Genomic DNA, 17,491 nt, shown 5'->3' on the forward strand with positions numbered 1-17,491 from the left:
GACTATTGATGAATTACCACTTCAGCAAGTTAAATTCTTCCATGTCTACGGTATTGCGGTTGCGATAAATCGCCAAAACTATTGCCAAACCCACCGCAGCTTCAGCCGCCGCTACCGTAACTACAAACACGGTAAATACTTGGCCCTTAATTTGTACGGGGTCGAGATAATTGGAGAAACCCATCAAATTGAGATTGACAGCATTCAGCATCAACTCGATCGACATCAACACGCGCACTGCATTTCTGCTGGTAATCAAACCGTAAATACCAATACAGAAAAGTGCGGCGGATAATAACAGGAAATACTGGAGTTGCAGTTGCATAAATTTTTTGAGTCTTTCTCAATCAACATTACTACAAGACATAGAGATAGGTGCAGTGCACACCCTACTATAGCGTGTCTAAATCATTCATACAGTAGGGGTAGTGCTCCGTACCTACCTCCGGGCAACCACGGGTAAATTGCCTCTACCTTAATTGTACGAATCATTTAGACTCACTACTTTTACTTAGATTCTGGCGAAGACACATCTCCGGCAGAAACTAATTCGCGAGGTCTTTCCGGCAAACTCAAAGCAGGTGTTTCGGATAGCTTCTTTGACAGTTCATCCGGGAAGAAATCGCGGCGCGCCAAGACAATTGCTCCCACCATTGCCATCAACAAAAACACTGATGCTAACTCGAAAGGCAGCAAAAAGTCGGTGAAGAAATGTTTGGCTATAGTGACGATCGAACTTTCGGCCGGTGCTCCTGTCGTCGCGACAATAGCCCAAGGAGTAGACACCACCATCGTACCCAAAAGCGCAAACAAGCCTACGCAAACTACTGCTGTTGCTACTTGACGCACCCAAGCGTTGGGAATTGTGCGGAACTCTTCTCGCTTGTTCACCAGCATAATCGCAAACAAAATCAAGACGTTAACAGCGCCAACATAAATCAATACCTGCGCTGCTGCTACAAAGTCGGCATTCAGCAACAAGTACAAGCCGGCAATGCTGGTAAATACGCCGCACAGCAAAAAAGCTGAGTAAACGATGTTGGATAACAGCACTACTCCTAATGCTCCTGCAATCATCATTACGGACAATATGCCAAATGAAACAATTTGAACCCCTTCAGCTAGATTCACAATTTTTTATCCTCTGTTAATTGGGCATTGGGCATTGGGCATTGGGCATTGGGCATTGGGCATTGGGCATTGGGCATGGGAAATTTGTTATTTGTTATTAGAAAAACTACTAACAAGTAATCATTAACCATTAACCACTAACTACTAACTACTAACTATGCCCCATGCCCCATGCCCCATGCCCCATTACTTACTTTTCGATAATTTCCTCTGGACGCAGACCGGCGCGGCGATCGGTGTAGGAAACTTCATGCGGGTCGATCGCACCTTTCGGCAAATAAGCGAATTCCCGCAGCGGTGTCACCATCGGGTCATCTGTAACCTTGTAGGGCAAACGTCCGAGAGCCACGTTGTCAAAATTCAATTCATGACGTTCGTAGGTGGCTAACTCATACTCTTCTGTCATCGACAAACAATTAGTCGGACAATATTCTACGCAGTTACCGCAGAAGATACACACTCCGAAATCGATACTGTAGTGCTTGAGTTGCTTCTTCTTAGTTTCTTTGTTAAATTCCCAATCCACTACAGGCAAGTTGATCGGACATACCCGAACACAGACTTCGCATGAGATGCACTTGTCAAATTCAAAGTGAATTCTGCCCCGGAAACGTTCCGAAGGAATTAGTTTCTCGTAAGGATACTGCACCGTAATCGGCCGGCGTCTCATGTGGTCAAAAGTAACAGATAGCCCTTGACCGATATACTTAGCAGCTTGAAGAGTCTCTTTGGCGTATTCGCCTACTTGATTGAGGAATTTTAGCATGGTGTTCTCTCTCTGTACTTGAGTTTTTGGTAATTGCTAATTGATAATAGGTAATTGGTTAACAGCTATTTTTTTTACCTGTTGCCATTTACCTATTATCAATTAACCCCCAAAAGCAAAGGGAAAGGCAAGTTTCAAAGCTGCGGTCAATAGCAAATTAACTAGAGCAACGGGAAGTAAAAACTTCCATCCCAAATCTAGCAATTGGTCGATCCGAACTCGCGGCAGAGTCCACCGGAGCAGAACTGCCAGAAACAGGAAAAAGTAGGCTTTCAACATGGTCATCGTAATGCCCAGCAAGCCAGTAATTACCTGTAACCAAGGAGTCGTCTCGCTCAATCCCAGGGCATTTGTCAGCACTTCGACAGGAATCGGACATTCCCAGCCGCCGAGGTACAAAACTGCTACTAGCAGGCAAGAAAGGACGAGGTTAACGTAGGAAGCGATATAGTACAAAGCAAATTTCATGCCTGTGTACTCAGTCTGATATCCTGCTACCAATTCTTCTTCTGCTTCCGGGAGGTCAAAGGGCAAGCGTTCGCATTCTGCTAATGCTGCAATCCAGAAAATCAGGAAACCAGCAGGTTGCCGCCAGATATTCCAGCCGACAATGCCGTAGCCGGCTTGCTGCTGTACGATGTCGATCGTACTGAGGCTATTGGACATCATCACGACTGCCAATACTGCCAAAGCTAGGGGAATTTCGTAGCTGAGGGATTGAGCCGCGGCTCTGAGTCCGCCGAGGAGGGCGTATTTGTTGTTTGAAGCATAGCCGGACATCAGCAAGCCGATCGGCTGAATGCTAGACAGGGCAATCCACAGAAATATCGCTGTCCCCATATCGGCAATCAGCATATGCTCTCCGAAGGGCACGATTAAGTAGGAGAGAAAAACTGGAATCACCACAATTACCGGCCCTAGGGTAAATAGCAGCGCGTCAGCTTTGGCCGGTACAATGTCTTCTTTGAATACCAACTTCAGACCGTCAGCAACGGGTGCTAAAACTCCCAGAGGGCCGATGAATTCCGGGCCTACCCGCTGTTGAGCGGCGGCGGAAATTTTCCGTTCCAGCCAGACGCTAGTGAGTACCCCGAAAACGGCAGCGACAATCATCAGCAACATTGGCAGCGGTAGCCAAAGCACTTGGGCGATGTCCGCCGGTAAGCCCAAATTCATGAGGGCTTCTACGAAACTTCCTTGTAAGTCAATTCCTGGGTTCATTTGTCCAGCTTTTGAGCGCTCAGCATATAATTTTTCACCCGTCCTTTGTAGGAGTAGGCTTAGAAATCGGGGTCTTTGTAAAGATTTTTAATGCTTTACCGCCTAATAGTATATCGCCCGACAGGCTCCAAGAACTTACAGAGAGGGTGAAATTATTTTTATGTGAGAGCCCAGGTTAGCTAATGGGTTTGCAATTTATGTATGTTGAGTCTGGCAACAAGCTTAGTAGATTTTAGATTTAATGAACATGGAATGCCAAACAAAAGGGCCCAGAGTTAACTCTGGGCCCTTTTAATGCTTTAAAGTAACTTTCAAATGGCTTAAACCATTGATTTTACGTCACTTTTTTTATGGAACTGGGCAGAATCGAACTGCCGTCCAAAATGGGTATTTACCTTCCGATCGTTCACAGGTTTATCCCCTCTAATCCTCGGGGCGGGAACCATCTTTATCCCAAATGGGGGGATTTTCTAGTGATTGCTTTCCTAGCTAGCCGACTAGAAACGTTTAGCTAGGGCATCCGTTGGGGGTTGTTATGCTACCGTTAACGGAGTGAGGTGGCATACACTCTAAACCAAGCTCAAGAAGTTTTTAGGCTACAGCTACGGCTTTGCGAGCGAAAGGAACGATGTTGTTCGCATTTACTATTTTTTTTGAGCCGATATTAACGAGAGTAGACTCCCTCTCGACCTGCATCACGGAGCAGCTTTCGCCACCCTGTCGAAACCATTACAGCCCCTCGTGTGTTCTTTAATTATAGACAATATTTCGTGTTGCGTCAAGTCAAGCGATTTTAGATTTTGGATTTTGGATTTTAGATTTTGGATTGGGGACTAAAGAAACCGGGTTTTTTGCCGTTAATGCGGGCTGTAACCAAGTATCTGGCAAAAAACCCGGTTTCTGACCACCCGTGCGTAATTCCTAATTAATCATGCAAGTTGTCGTCCCAGACGCCGATGTAAATCCGATCGCGCTCGTTGCGTTCGATCATCCCTTCGAGGGAACCCTTCCTAAACGTAAACCGATTACTCCGGCGCTGCTGCACGTCGCCCAAGCCTTGCAAAATCTCCCGGCTGGCCCCGCCCACCATTCCGTTTAAGGCGGTTCGCACCACCAAATCGTCCACCGACTGGGCAAAAGAACCCTCTGTTTGTACTAGCTCGCCCGAATCGCGATCGTAAATGTAGCCGAGAGTAATCCGATTTGGCAATATTTCATAAAGTGCGGTGCGAGTATTCGGCCAATAGCCCCGGGCTTGAGAGTCAGTGGGTTCTCCCAATTGGGATAAAATCTGACTTTCCGGCGTACCAACCGCAAACCCAGGGATTGTGGGAGTCTTCTGATAACTGGTTCCCGGTTGTTCGCTGGGTGCGGGCGATCGATCTGGCGGCAACTCTTTGTCAACAAGTTTTTCCGTTGGTGTGGGTTCGGCAGCTTCGGGAGTTGGGGCTGGTGTTGGAGTTGGGGCTGGTGTTGGAGTTGGGGCTGGTGTTGGAGTTGGGGCTGGTGTTGGAGTTTCAGCAGCGGGCGCTGGAGTTTCAGCAGCAGGTGGCGGAGTTTCTCTGCGAGTCGGCGCTGGCGTTGGTGTCGGCGCGGGAATTGGTGCGGGCCTTGAGCGCGCGTCTGGATCTGCTGGGGCCGAAGTGCGATCGTCCTGGGCCACCGGTGCGGGTTCTGAAGACGGCCGGTTGAGGAAAACCCTAGCAATACCGACAAAACCTGCAACAATAAGTGCGATCGCCACGATCCCCAAAATCCACCAAATCTTGCGGTTGCCTTCCCCAGAAGACACCACAGCAGGCGCTGTTCTGGAACCCGCAGGCGACTGAGGCCCGTGTCCCGGAATCACCGCCACCGTGGGCCCGGTGTCCGGCGACGCAGCACCATGAGGCTGCCCGTGCAGCAGCGACAGCCACTCATCCACGCTAGCAGGGCGATTTTGAGCTTCTACCGTCATCCCCCGCATCACCGCAGAGCTGACAGCCGCACTTAGCTGAGGCTGCAAGTCGCGGGGCGAAGGCATCGGCTGGCTGGTACGCAAAATTGCAGCCACCGGCACCTGTGCTGTCAGTAAAGTGTAAAGCGTCGCCGCCATACCGTAAACATCTGTTGCGGGCGTATATTTTCCTTGGGCAAAATACTGTTCTGGGGGCGCGTAGCCATCGGACACCATATTAGTGTGAGATTGAGTTGCACCGGGAGTAAACTCGCGGGCAATTCCAAAATCAATTAACACAACTTCCTGAGTATTCTGGCGCAGAATAATGTTTTGTGGTTTGATATCTCGGTGCAGCAAACCCTTTTGATGAACCGCCTTCACAGCAGCACCAATTTGAGTTATGTAGGAAATTGCGAGATTTTCTGGCAGCGGATTATTTGAACCGACTACATCGCCCAAATTCTGACCGGCGATGTAGTCCATCACCATGTAAGGCTGCCCGTCTTCCACAAAGAAATCGCTGACGCGGACAATATTCGGATGAACGCAGGAAGCCAACCGCCTCGCTTCGTCTTGAAACTTGCGATCGAACTCAGCAAAATTGGGTTGCTGCCGCAGAGATTCGTTGAGGGTTTTAATGACTACAGGCTGTCCTAAATAGCGGTGATTTGCCCTGAAAGTTATTCCAAAGCCGCCGCGGCCCAATTCTTGTTCTAGGGTGTACTTTCCACCCTGTAAAGTTTTGCCGATTAGCGCATCCATAGGTTCAGGCGATCGCGTACCAGAGAATATGGCTGATTATGGCACGTATAGTGGGCTCTCCTCACCAGTCCAAAGGGCGATCGCAATCCTCGATCGGCGTTGCCATTCCTTCCCGAGTCGATTCCACCTATGGTGCTACAACTGCTCCAGCAACTTATCGTAATCTGCGTGTGAACCAACCCAAAACCATATCGCACTGTCTCCATCCAACTGACCAACTGCTCGATAGTTTTGGCTAATTCTGGCAGAATAGATTGGTAACTCTGGATGCACCTTCTTGAAACGCAGGCTGGGATGACTTGGGTTTTCTTTGAACTGGCGCTAGGACGCTCGCGTCTGCTCTTTAACTTGTTGAGGTAAATCAGCAAATAATTTACGGAACTCGATTGTAGTGCGTGAATTCACAATTTTTCTGGATCGAGTTCTTGGGTTTTGCCTGCATGATACTCAGTCATTGCAGTCGCTGCGAGCTTAGCAAGAACATCTGGGGAACGGGAGAACGATTGATCCCAGCGCCTCTCGTCTTCAAGTTCTTCCAGAATCATTGAAGCGAGGGCATCTTGCTCGCTGGCAGACAATGTTTTCAACTTGGCGATCGCACGTTCAAGTAACTCAGTCATGGCTACCACACTTTTACAATTAAAATGGCATCCTATACATTATCCATTGTTTCAGGCAAGTTGAGCGTAGTCCAAACACGCTCATAGCTTTGAAATTAGCCTATCCATTGACTCTATACAGTTGTCTAGATACTCAGCTTTTACTTGAGTATCCGTACCGGCATACATATTATATATACGTGGTTTCATTGCTGTAAAAGGTAGACCAAAAGCAAAAGCAACTACACCCGTTGTCTGAAAATCACGAAGCTCAACAATCCCATCACTGATATTACTAAACGAAAATACTGAAGGCCTTGAAGACAAAATCTCTGAAATCATCTGGTCAATAGATGTCAGTACTGAGTGATACGCTGAAGCTGCACCCATGTACTGAGTAAGCCTATTTTTGGGAAACACATGAAATTGAGGAGTTGCCCTACCAGCGGAGCTTAGCCGCGACGAGAAGTTATGTTGACTATAAATAGGTGAAGGCAAATTAATACCGTGAACTAATGAAAAGGCATTTTGCACAGCCCTTCTAGAAGAATCATCTGCCATCACGGGCAAAATGACGGAATCAACAGCCGCAAGAGCAATTTGTGTATATATTGAAAAGCTTGGATTAGCATCTACAAAGATGTAATCATAATCATTATCCAAGCTGTTAATGAAGTCATTTAGCCAATCCACAATCTTAAGCCAAGTATCAGTTCCTGGAATTTGAGTATTGGCTAAAGTTGAGATTGCATTCGCTTGCAGTTCAACAAGCGCATCTCCAGCAAGCAGATATATATTATCAGATATGTTCTGATTGAATACACACGGCTTACTTATAAAATCTTGTACATTAATTTGTGGCATCTTGTACGGTGATGGCAACCGCTCTTGGAAATAGCCCCCAACTGTTTTTCTTGGGCTATAACTTTGTAATTTGAGAAGGTTCTCACTACCTTTACCCAGCAAACCACCCAAAAATAGTTCGGAGATATTAGCTTGAGGGCATAGATCCATGACCAGAATTTTAGCCTGCTTATTGCGTTCAGCAAAGATAGCGACAGATTGAAATGCCAAGCTAGTTTTACCTGTACCGCCTTTGTTATTCCAGTAAGCGTATTTTTTCATACCTGCTTTTTGCCTAAATAATGGTTTTTTAATGGTTGTACTGGGACAAGTGTACATCATCTCTAAAAATAGTACACCAAAATAGTCTGAATTTTATTGGTTTAGTCGTCTCACAAAAATTACTACGTTAAGTTTGACACGGATCGCTGGGTGAAGGATGCAGCCCAGTTTGTATCCAAAATCACCTGGTTGCTCGAATAGAATCTTCCTCTGGATAGCGCATATCGTTCAGATCGAGACGGGTGCAAGTGGCTCGTCCTGTTGGTGTAACACCCTGAATTACTACTCCACCCTCTACCCATACAAAATGCTCAGCCCATTGTTGACGGCGAGGATTGAAAAGAGGAACTATCTCTTGGGTTTCTGAATCGACCCCGGCAACAAAATTGTAACGTCGCTCATTGCAACGACGACAGGCTAAGGCAAGGTTACTAATGTCATCAGAACCTTCTAAAGAGCGTGGAATAACATGATCTACGGTAAAGCGATTCGCGCTTAGACGTTCTGGGGAATGACAGTATTCACATAAATATCTCGCTCTTTCTCGAATCGCTTGTCTTGTAGGCTCACTGATTGACATCTTGAGCCACCATCATTGCATTGATGTGGGTAAAGATGCGATCTAATTCCCCAATGGCGTCGAGTTCCGCTACCTCTTCTGCCATTAGTTGATCTGCCTTTTTTTTCTCTAACAATTGTTCCATGCGCTGTTGGAGCGATTCACTAAATTTGAACAACTTCCACCGATCAACTTTTTCAATGCAAATCTCATGAATTAACGAGGAGGGTTTGTTGAGAATTGAAACCATTGTAGGCTCCGAGCTTAGGGTTTTAGGTAGTGAGTAGATTATAGCTTTTGCAGTCCTGGACGCACCATCTACAGATTCACGGGCAACCACGCAGGATTGCCCCTATAAAACACCCTATAGGTCGGCTTGCCACAGCCGCAGTACAATACACTATCGAAACGCTGTTTTCGGAACCCTGGCGAGTTGGTAAGCGCCCCGACTGTCCAACAATTGATATTGATTTGGCTGCAATCCTAATTGCACAAATTTCTCTGGATATCCCAGCAACAAAATAGAGGAAGAAGTTGGGTTTTTAGATTCCTTAATGTAGTCGATCGCCTTTGTGAGAGATCGGTAGTAAGTCACCGGCTCTTGGGTATAAAAAACCAGACTTGGTTTCCAGAAACCAACCATAATAAACTCTTCCCCCGGCAGTTTTTGTTGAACCGCAACCTGCCCTAACTGCCTCAGAGGTAACTGGCGGTTGATATCGACCACTTTGTAGGCGGGAGTAAGACCAAAGATGATAAATGCTACTAACCCGATCAGGTTAGCAACCAAAATCCAGCGCTGTTGCCGCTTCCAGAGTAAAAGTGCGATCGCCACGGCTGTAACTATCCAAATCGTACCGCCGACAATCAGCAATCCCGACTGCTGAATTGCTTGGGGAAAATTGGGCATTGCCGGGTCATCTCCCAGCCAGTTGTAGCAGTAGAAAGTTGCTCCGGCTATAATCAGTAAAAAGACAACATTGAAAATGTATGTAGCTAACAGTCCTCGCGGTAAATAATTCGGTTTTTTTTCTAACTTTCCCCGCCTGTTTTCGGGTTCGTTGCCTGCAATAATATCGCTCCACAGCAGCGTTACCAAAATCGCAGCGGCGGGGATTAAAGGCAATACATAACTCGGCAATTTGGTCACGGCGATCGTAAAAAAGCCAAAGATGCAGCCGAACCAAAATAGGGCAAACAAACTCAACTGAGCCGAGCGCGGTTGACGACGCCAGTAACTGCGCTGCCAAAAACGGGTACGGGCGATCGCGAGTGGCAAATAAATCGACCAAGGTGCAAAACCCACTAGCACTACAAAAAAGTAAAAATACCAAGGCGCCGAGTGCTTGTTGACTACTCCCGTAAAACGCTGGAAATTGTGATAGCCAAAAAAGCTGTCAATATAAGTTTGACCGTTGGCTAAAATAACCAAAATGTACCAAGGCAAGGCGATCGCGAGAATAATCAAGATTCCCGACACCGGACGCATTTCGCGCCAAAGTTGCCGAAAATTTCCCAAATAAAGCCCGAAGCTGCCAACAATCAGCGCTGGCACGACAATTCCCACAGGCCCCTTAGCCAGAATTGCTAAGGCAATTAGTACGTAAAAAGTCAGATACCACTTATTGGGAAATCGGGAAGCGGAAACAGTGGAAAATTCGGCTTTTTCTCTCTGTTCTTCTAGAGTGTAACCAAGGAAAAATGCGAGTAGTGCCGAACACATACAGCCGACTAATAGCATATCTGAAACGCCAGTCCGTCCCCAGGCAATAGTGTGGGGATTTAAAGCTATTAGGGCAGCACCAATCCAAGGAGTAGAAAGAAAGAGTGGGAGACGGGGAGTTTTGAGTTTTGAGTTTTGATTCTCTGTTTCTTCTTCCGGCTTCCATCGAACTTCTTCCTGCTTCCTGACATCCGTTAAATCCCGTACAGTGCTCGTTGCCGAACTTCGTTCTTCCTGCGAGTGAGTGAACTGTTGTAGGGTATAGAATCCCAGGCAAGTCAGACCGATCGCGCACAAAGCCGAGGGAAGACGCACGGCCCATTCGTTAACGCCCAGAGTGCGGTAAGCCACCGCCATCAGCCAGTAAATCAACGGTGGCTTGTCAAACCTGGTTTCGCCGTTGAAATAAGGAGTGATCCAATCCCCTGTCACCGTCATTTGACGGGCGGCTTCGGCAAACAATGGTTCGGTTTCGTCAACTAAACCGATGTTGCCGAGATTCCACAAGAAACCTACCCAGGCGATCGCGCACAGCCACAACAGCGACAGCAGCTTTGGTGCGATGGGGCGATTCCTAAACTCTGACAAATTTTTAATAACTTCCTTCACCCAAACTTCCTGCGATTTTAGATTTTAAATTTTAGCTCGCATAGAGAGTCTACCGAAAGATTCGCATTCTCGAAACTCGGAATTCGATCGAATCCGGTTCAATTCAAATCTTGCAGCGTTCTCAAGAACAGGCAAGATGCCTGTTCCACAAGACATCAAGCTTCTTGTGGGGTGGGCGTCCCGCCCGCTCTTGAAAAACGCAATATCTCAGGTTCAACTCAAATCTGCCAACATTCTCAATAAAACCGGAGCAACCTGCTTTCTAGACCAAAATCTCCGCACCTGCAGCTAAGGGTTCACGGCTGCAAAATTAATTGCCATTCTCCGGCTGTGCTGTTCCAAGCGGGCGAGGCTGTCTCCCCGGCGACGTAAGGCCCCCAGTAGTGGCGAGAACCATCCTGAGCAAAAACCACTAAAATGTCTCCCCGTTTGACTTGTAACTTTCCCTCCGGCAGCGATAGCATCAGTCCCTTGTCGCCACCTTCCCCCGGCGCAAAATCCCAGTGCGCCGGTTTACCGTAAGATTTCTCGGCTTGCTGTTTCGACAGCAGGGCCACTCGCACTGGGTGTTCGCTGCGGTTGCTGACGCGCAGACTGCCGGTGACATTAGTATTTGCAGGGATTGAGGAAAGCAATTCCTCTTCTGGATCTGGGGGGGTTGGTGTGGAGTCGGGTTTTGGCTCGCTGGCGGTGTCTGCAGAAGCTCTCGCGACTGGGGAAACGGGGGGTGTGGGGGGATATGCGGTGGCTTGTGAGGGCCAATCGCTGGAAGGATTTGAACCGTTGGAGATAGTGATTTCAAAACGTCCTAGAAACATTCCTGTAATTAGGACGATCGACACTCCAATTACGATCTGGTAAATTTTAAGATTCATAAATTTTAGGCTTAAAGGATAGACAGCACCCGAAATTAGTCTTAACTATTTTTAATGTAAAACCAGGGTCTGCTGTGCCACAAGATACAGTTACACTTAATTACTTGAGCGTTCTCGGCTATAAGTCGGCGATCGCTCAATACCATCTTAGATGTTAAATTTTAGATTTTAGATGGCGACATACTGACCCCGGTAAGGATTTGGAGTTGGTCGGGAGGGGCATTTGTTTACTCATCGGTATAGCTTTTAATACCAGTTGAAAAAAAGAGTACCACTATAGGCCCGTACTCCCAACCCCAATATTCATAGGTCATTCCGCATCTCAAATCTCCAATCTTAAATCTCAAATCGTATAACTTTTATGCAGAATACCCGAATTAACAGATTAATTGATGTTCTAGGCGATCGCTTCCGAGGCTGGCTGAGCAATCCTTGGCGGCGGATTTCGCTTCTGATAATTAGTCTGCTGTTCGGCACTTTTTTGGGAACAGCTATTTCGACGATCGCCGGACAATCTGCTGATTGGGATATTATCGCCGCCGGGCTGTTGGTTTTGTTGACGGAATTCGCGAACTGGCTGGTTTACGGCGGCCGGCGGTCTGCTGCGGGTTCTTTTTGGGTGGATATGCTCAATGCTCTGAAGATTGGCGTCACTTACAATTTATTTGTGGAGGCTTTCAAACTGGGCTCTTAAAAACTTTTTGAATCACCGCGGGTTTAGGCTCAAATATTGGTCAGTTGCAGATAATATTTATACAAAACCAGCCCCCGCCTAGAGAGTTTTGAGCTGATGGATCGATCGACTGTAACCCCTGTTGAAATTTTACGCCGGTGGCAAGCCGGCGATCGCCCGATCGCTCTCGACTTCGAGCACCTGGCTTTGTGGGAACTTGCGGATGATGTGCGATCCTCTTCGAGGGCTTCGCTAACGCGCGCTTTTGGTATTACTTCCGACAATGTAGCCGATGTTGTCCGCTGCAAAACCGATTTATTCTTTTCTCTTGTTGACGAACTGCATACTTTCCCCCTAAAGTCAACTGTTTTTCTCGAAACTTTGTGGAATCTGTGGCTGCCACTGGCAATGCAATTATCGGCTGCAAAACAAAGTTTAAACCGTCCTTTAATTCAAGGAATTTTAGGAGGGCAAGGAACAGGAAAAACAACTTTATGCCAAGTTTTGAGGCTGATTCTGGGAAAATTGGGATATTCTACTGTCAGCCTTTCTTTAGACGATCTTTACAAGACTTATGCCGATCGCCAACAACTCCAAAAAGCCGACCCGCGTTTAATTTGGCGCGGCCCCCCCGGCACTCACGATATTGACTTGGGAATCGCAGTTTTAGACAAGTTGCGTGGTTCTCAAACTCGCGATTTAGCAGCACTTGACAATCCCAAATCTGATGCCCTAAAACCGGATTTAATTAATAAAAATATAGAAATTCCCAGGTTTAACAAATCTGCCTATGGAGGTGCAGGAGATAGAAGTCAACCCGAAATTATTTCCGGCGCGGATATTGTACTTTTTGAAGGTTGGTTTGTCGGCGTGAATCCGGTGGCTGATGACAAATTGAACGAGTTTTTGGCGGATGCACCGTTTCCGATTTCCACAGAGGGTGACTGTCAGTTTGCGCGCGATATGAATGTGAAGCTGCACGACTATCTGCCGCTGTGGAACAGATTAGATCGGTTGATGGTTTTGTATCCCCAAGATTATCGCATTTCTCAAGTCTGGCGCAATCAGGCGGAACGGGAAATGATGGCGGCGGGGAAGTCGGGAATGTCAGAAGCCGAAATTAATCGGTTTGTCGAATATTTCTGGAAAGCGCTACATCCCGAGTTATTTATTAAGTCGATGGTGGAGGGCGATCGAGTGGATTTAGTAATTGAAATTCTGAGCGATCGCACTGTTGGTACAATTTGTCGGGCGATCGACTTTAATTTAAGCTATTAGGAAGACTTAAAATTAACGGTTTAAGGACACAACAATGTTGTGTCCCTACCTTATTGCAGCCTTGAAGGACACAACCTTGTTCCGTCCCTACTGTATTGCAGCTTATCGTGCACTCACTTGAGAATTCAGGACTTATGCAAAAAGTGGTTTGACGCGCGAATTATAGAGGTACGGCGCGCCATAAGCACCCTACAATACAGAGGTTTTGCATTGAGGATGGAGAATTTCTAAATTAACTGCCGGGAGTTCCAAGATCGATCGCTTTCTGGATCAAATCGTCGGTAACTTCGCCCGGTGCACCTGCGGGGCTAAGGTCTTGAGCCATCGAACGAAAATCAGCGGGATTACCGCTTGTATCTGCTGGCTTTGCGATATCTTTAGGAGCGGGAATAGGAAATTTAGGTGCAGTTGCAGCGGCGGCAGCTTGAGCGCCGGCACCCGTGCGATCGATGTCACTAACGCTGAATTCTTTTGAAGCTTCGTAGTCTGCTGATACATTAACGGTCGGCAACTTTTGTTCTCCAGCTTCCGCGCTTTCAGTGATCTGCTGAGCGTCAAAGTTTTCAATGTTATTGACTTCTGTATTGATTTCAGACATAGCCGACTCCTTGCTAGTTTTATTTAACAATTCACTGTATAAATTATTACTTGAATCCCCGGCTTTTGCATCTACCCGCAGATGTATCGTTGGCTTCTATCTTAAGGATGATTTACTCTAGGGTAGCGGCTCAACCTTACACCAGTTTCTTAAAATAATGTAACTTTAGGCAAGCTCCAAACCCATACATACTCAGCCATTACCCATTGTTTTATCTCAAATCTCAAATCTCAAATCTCAAATCGTATTACCTCTCGGGGATGGTGACTTGCACTTACAAATCTTGATACTTATATATTCTGGAAACATTTTTAAGGAATTTAATTTATGAACTCACCCGCCGCCACCAATCCTCACTCTCTCTCCAACGAGACTCAAAGCATCCTTCAGACAATCAACGGGTTGGGTACAGATGAAAAACTGGCGCTGCTCTACTTTGTTTATGAAAAAATGGGAGATTCAATTACACCAGCCGCTCCCGTCGCCGCCCAACCAGAATTAGCTCCCATGCTGCTGGGTGATTTTTACAACCTTTCCCATGACGAACAACTGAATATAATGCGAGGTATTGTCAATCGATCCGACACGCCCTATTCTCACGCTTACGGAGCTTTAACTGCTAACAATCAGTTGCTGGTTTGGTATGCTTGGGCTATTGATATGGGGGAAAAAATTGTCGATATCCCCGAAGGATATGAGGCCACTGAGGCTGTCAATGGCGTGTTGGGTCAAATTGAAGATCTTGAGTTTGAACAGCAAATTTCGGTGCTGCGCGACGTAGCTAATAATATGGGCTACACCGATGTTAAACCAATTGCTACTCAGGCCGAAGTAGGGAAAACTTCTAGTCTTTAGATCAGACTCGGCGGTTCAAACCGCTGCAGAGAGTCAAACCCAGCCTGCGGCTCGACCCTTCGACAAGCTCAGGGCAAGACTGAGCTTCGCCCAACGTCATCCGCCGACTGAAGAATAAAGGAGGGATTAAAACCAGATTTTATATAATTAGCGGACATAAATAAACCTCATTATGTCCGTCGTTTGTATACTAAATCCGGTTTTAATACTTGCTTTTTTTTAGTGGCAATTAGTATAGTATGTCATGGCGATCGCTCGCGAAACAATCGCTCGCCATGACTATTACATCACTATTGAAATCAGCAATTTGCTGTAAATATAATACCAGTTTAACAAAGTCTTGCTACAGCACATTTCAAAAGATGTAGGGGTAGTGCTACCCCTACTCCCCGTGCCTACCCCGGGCTCATGGGGGCAACCACGGGGGGTTTGCCCCTACAAGAATTACACAAATGATTTAGGATTACTCGTTACCAGGCTCTGCCTGGTAAGGCATACCCGGAGGCTCTGCCTCCATTGTGGCAGCCGAGGCAGAGCCTCGAAACATCGGTTCCCAGGCAGAACCTGGGAACCAGTTAACCAGTTATTGAAACTGATGCGAGGATTGCTATATATAGCCCTATTTTTCAAAAGTGGTAGAAAAAAGGTTTTCAGTCAGCCCGTGAGTTTTTTAGGGTAAACTTTTCGCGGGAATTGTATCCGAAATGTCGAACCTTTTTTGGGTTGACTTTCGGCAGTAATTGTACCGTCGATCCTCTTGACTAAAGAAGCACAAATAGCTAGTCCTAAACCGGTGCCTGGATATTTGCGAGTTGTGCTTTGGTCGCCTTGGTGGAACTTGTCGAAAATGTGGGGAATATCCTGTTCACAGATGCCGATTCCTGTATCCCGAACGGTGATCATTAGCCGATCGCAATTTAATTCCCGCACCTCAATGTAAATGCTGCCCTCATGTGTGAATTTAACCGCGTTGGAAACGAGATTGACCAAAATTTGCCGCAGGCGCAACTTGTCATTAACTATCAACTGATCCTGCAAGCACACGCTGACGGACATTGCCACATTCTTATCGGTGGCTTGATTTCCGAATTCCCGGGCGACATCCATTACTAAATGCCCTAAATGAAATTTTTCAATTTTTAATTCTGTGCCGCCACTCTCGATTTTGGAGAGGTCGAGGATATCGTTAATCAGCAGTAGCAGGTTTTTGCCGTTATGTAAAATGCGCCCCACCATTTCTGTTTGCTGGGGGGTCAGCAGTTGTTTGTGCTGGCGCAGCAGCAATTGGGAAAAGCCGATAATTGAATTCATGGGTGTTCGCAATTCGTGGGACATGATGCCCAAAAATTGCGATTTTAACTTGGCTGCTTCTAGCAGTTGCAATTTTTGCTGTTGAATGCGTCGCCCCTGATTTTCCAGTTCTTCCTGCTGGCGAATTAGCAGCTCGTTTTGCAAGTCTAAAAGCTGTTCCTGCTTTTTTAATTTTTCGATCGCCAGTGTGTTGTTAATCGCGATCGCAGCTTGTTTTCCCATCACTGCCAGCAGTTGCTGAGTATGGGTGTCAATCGCCCCGCAGTCTTTCCCGTTGCCGATGGCCAACACACCCAAACGCCCGCTTGGCTCCGACTCGATCGCCGCAGCACAAGCCGCCGCCGGCAGCAAGCCGTCGCCATCCCCACACTCCGACTGCAACAGTACAGACTCTCCCGTCGCAAATGCTTTCCACAGCAGCTTGTTTTGCACGTGCGGGGTTTTGCCCTCACCAAAGTTTTCCGTGCCCCCGACAGCGCTGAGTTTTAGGCCGCTGCAATCGTAATCCAGGAGAGCAACTAGGCAAAATTCCGCTCCTGCGATCGCCTCTACAGTCGCGTCCGCAATACCTTGCAACAACTTACCCAAGCTACCCGCGCGCTGGCTCAACAGATTTGTAAATCGATCAATCGCGTGCAACTCGTGTTCCGCGTCCCATACCGTCCGGGCTTCACACAAATTTTTTGCTGTAAAATTGTCTTCCAAGGGCACTTGATGGGACAAAAATTCTGGTTCGGCTGGAGTTTTTTGGATGGGGTCGATTTCGCTGTAGGTGCCCACCCACTCCAAAACTTCCTGACTGTCTAGATTAGCGGGCGTTGCTCTCGCCCGATTCCAGCGGTAAGTGCCCTCTCGCGTCCGCAGACGAAATAGAATTTCGTAACTTGGCGGCGGGAACTTAGAACTGTGCGAGCTCCCCAATAGACGAGGACGGTCTTCTGGGTGGATCTGCGCCAGATAGCCGAAACCCAAAGCTGCTGCTGCTGGTACGCCCGTGTACTCCTCCCAGCCCTGACAGAAATAAGTCGCCCAGCCGTCGGCCTTTGTTTTCCAAACTATGTGAGGAATTGCCGACCACAGGCGATCGTCCTGAGTTTCGCACTCGCAAACTTGCGGTTGGGGGGATGTTATTTCAGATACTTTGTGTAAGATTTCAGAGTCGGAAAACTCCGACTGAAAAGACTTATTGCCGTGATACTGAGTCATAACAGGTTATATAAATAAGCATTGGACTTGAGCCCTAACACCGGCTAAAGAAGGAGTGCTGCTAGCTTTATTGATTTTGACGGCTCAAGTGCATCAAAATTTTTTATACTTTAAATTTATCCGGGTAGTGGTATCTTTACCTCTATCAACGGGCGGACAATGAGATAATTCAGTTAAAATGTTGAAACATTGAGAGCTTACCTGTCCCGATCGGGCTCGTGCAGGCATCGCCGCAAAATAACTTAAAAATTAACTTGCATT

Annotated in this window: 17 protein-coding genes and 1 other RNA gene; 3 read left to right on the top strand and 15 right to left on the bottom strand. The window is 47.0% G+C overall.

Annotation, left to right across the window (positions count from 1 at the left end):
- Positions 1-13: 13 nt before the first annotated feature.
- The 13 genes from nuoK to QUA40_RS07475 all read right to left on the bottom strand — a co-directional run bounded on the left by nuoK (position 14) and on the right by QUA40_RS07475 (position 11,309).
- On the bottom strand, positions 14-319 hold the full coding sequence (gene nuoK, locus QUA40_RS07415; protein WP_333123533.1) for an NADH-quinone oxidoreductase subunit NuoK: 306 nt from the start codon (positions 317-319) through the stop codon (positions 14-16).
- Positions 320-507: 188 nt separating this feature from the next.
- Positions 508-1,131 (bottom strand): NADH-quinone oxidoreductase subunit J, encoded by a 624-nt coding sequence (locus QUA40_RS07420; RefSeq protein ID WP_333123436.1) that lies wholly within the window; start codon positions 1,129-1,131, stop codon positions 508-510.
- A 190-nt stretch (positions 1,132-1,321) separates the two neighbouring features.
- Entirely contained in the window at positions 1,322-1,897 is a 576-nt protein-coding gene (ndhI, locus tag QUA40_RS07425) for an NAD(P)H-quinone oxidoreductase subunit I (RefSeq protein WP_333123438.1), read from the bottom strand.
- 102 nt (positions 1,898-1,999) lie between these two features.
- Positions 2,000-3,118: an NADH-quinone oxidoreductase subunit NuoH gene (nuoH, locus tag QUA40_RS07430; protein WP_333123440.1), complete on the bottom strand. Its 1,119-nt coding sequence runs from the start codon at positions 3,116-3,118 to the stop codon at positions 2,000-2,002.
- A gap of 348 nt (positions 3,119-3,466) precedes the next feature.
- Positions 3,467-3,857, bottom strand: a transfer-messenger RNA (tmRNA) gene (ssrA, locus tag QUA40_RS07435).
- Positions 3,858-4,043: 186 nt separating this feature from the next.
- A complete protein-coding gene (locus tag QUA40_RS07440; RefSeq protein ID WP_333123443.1) occupies positions 4,044-5,819 on the bottom strand; it encodes a serine/threonine-protein kinase in 1,776 nt (591 codons plus the stop codon).
- 135 nt (positions 5,820-5,954) lie between these two features.
- Positions 5,955-6,092, bottom strand: coding sequence for a ParE family toxin-like protein (locus tag QUA40_RS28960; RefSeq protein ID WP_445301129.1), 138 nt, complete (start codon positions 6,090-6,092; stop codon positions 5,955-5,957).
- Between the two features lie 128 nt (positions 6,093-6,220).
- Positions 6,221-6,439 (bottom strand): hypothetical protein, encoded by a 219-nt coding sequence (locus QUA40_RS07450; RefSeq protein ID WP_333123448.1) that lies wholly within the window; start codon positions 6,437-6,439, stop codon positions 6,221-6,223.
- A gap of 81 nt (positions 6,440-6,520) precedes the next feature.
- Positions 6,521-7,543, bottom strand: a complete 1,023-nt coding sequence (locus QUA40_RS07455) for a ParA family protein (RefSeq protein WP_333123450.1) — start codon at positions 7,541-7,543, stop codon at positions 6,521-6,523.
- A gap of 181 nt (positions 7,544-7,724) precedes the next feature.
- Positions 7,725-8,123 (bottom strand): HNH endonuclease signature motif containing protein, encoded by a 399-nt coding sequence (locus QUA40_RS07460; RefSeq protein WP_333123453.1) that lies wholly within the window; start codon positions 8,121-8,123, stop codon positions 7,725-7,727.
- The gene (locus tag QUA40_RS07465) at positions 8,110-8,352 is read right to left on the bottom strand and encodes a hypothetical protein (protein ID WP_333123456.1); all 243 of its coding nucleotides are present in this window, start codon (positions 8,350-8,352) and stop codon (positions 8,110-8,112) included. The genes QUA40_RS07460 and QUA40_RS07465 overlap by 14 nt, the downstream gene beginning before the upstream one ends.
- 150 nt (positions 8,353-8,502) lie before the next feature.
- The gene (locus tag QUA40_RS07470) at positions 8,503-10,434 is read right to left on the bottom strand and encodes a glycosyltransferase family 39 protein (protein ID WP_333123457.1); all 1,932 of its coding nucleotides are present in this window, start codon (positions 10,432-10,434) and stop codon (positions 8,503-8,505) included.
- Between the two features lie 296 nt (positions 10,435-10,730).
- Positions 10,731-11,309, bottom strand: a complete 579-nt coding sequence (locus QUA40_RS07475) for a hypothetical protein (protein WP_333123460.1) — start codon at positions 11,307-11,309, stop codon at positions 10,731-10,733.
- Positions 11,310-11,670: 361 nt separating this feature from the next.
- On the opposite strand from QUA40_RS07475, the gene QUA40_RS07480 reads away from it, so the two are divergent.
- Positions 11,671-12,003, top strand: coding sequence for a DUF565 domain-containing protein (locus tag QUA40_RS07480; protein WP_333123462.1), 333 nt, complete (start codon positions 11,671-11,673; stop codon positions 12,001-12,003).
- A 96-nt stretch (positions 12,004-12,099) separates the two neighbouring features.
- Entirely contained in the window at positions 12,100-13,260 is a 1,161-nt protein-coding gene (locus QUA40_RS07485; RefSeq protein WP_333123465.1) for a glycerate kinase, read from the top strand.
- 232 nt (positions 13,261-13,492) lie between these two features.
- On the opposite strand, the gene QUA40_RS07490 is transcribed toward QUA40_RS07485, so the two are convergent.
- Positions 13,493-13,858: a hypothetical protein gene (locus QUA40_RS07490; protein WP_333123469.1), complete on the bottom strand. Its 366-nt coding sequence runs from the start codon at positions 13,856-13,858 to the stop codon at positions 13,493-13,495.
- Positions 13,859-14,185: 327 nt separating this feature from the next.
- On the opposite strand from QUA40_RS07490, the gene QUA40_RS07495 reads away from it, so the two are divergent.
- Positions 14,186-14,713 carry an orange carotenoid protein N-terminal domain-containing protein gene (locus QUA40_RS07495; protein ID WP_333123471.1) on the top strand — a complete coding sequence of 176 codons (528 nt, stop codon included), beginning with the start codon at positions 14,186-14,188 and terminating at the stop codon, positions 14,711-14,713.
- Between the two features lie 654 nt (positions 14,714-15,367).
- Here the strand turns inward: QUA40_RS07495 and QUA40_RS07500 are convergent.
- The gene (locus tag QUA40_RS07500) at positions 15,368-17,230 is read right to left on the bottom strand and encodes an ATP-binding protein (protein ID WP_333123474.1); all 1,863 of its coding nucleotides are present in this window, start codon (positions 17,228-17,230) and stop codon (positions 15,368-15,370) included.
- Positions 17,231-17,491 lie beyond the last annotated feature (261 nt).

The organism is Microcoleus sp. Pol11C3, from assembly GCF_036701485.1.
Classification (GTDB): Bacteria; Cyanobacteriota; Cyanobacteriia; order Cyanobacteriales; family Microcoleaceae; genus Microcoleus.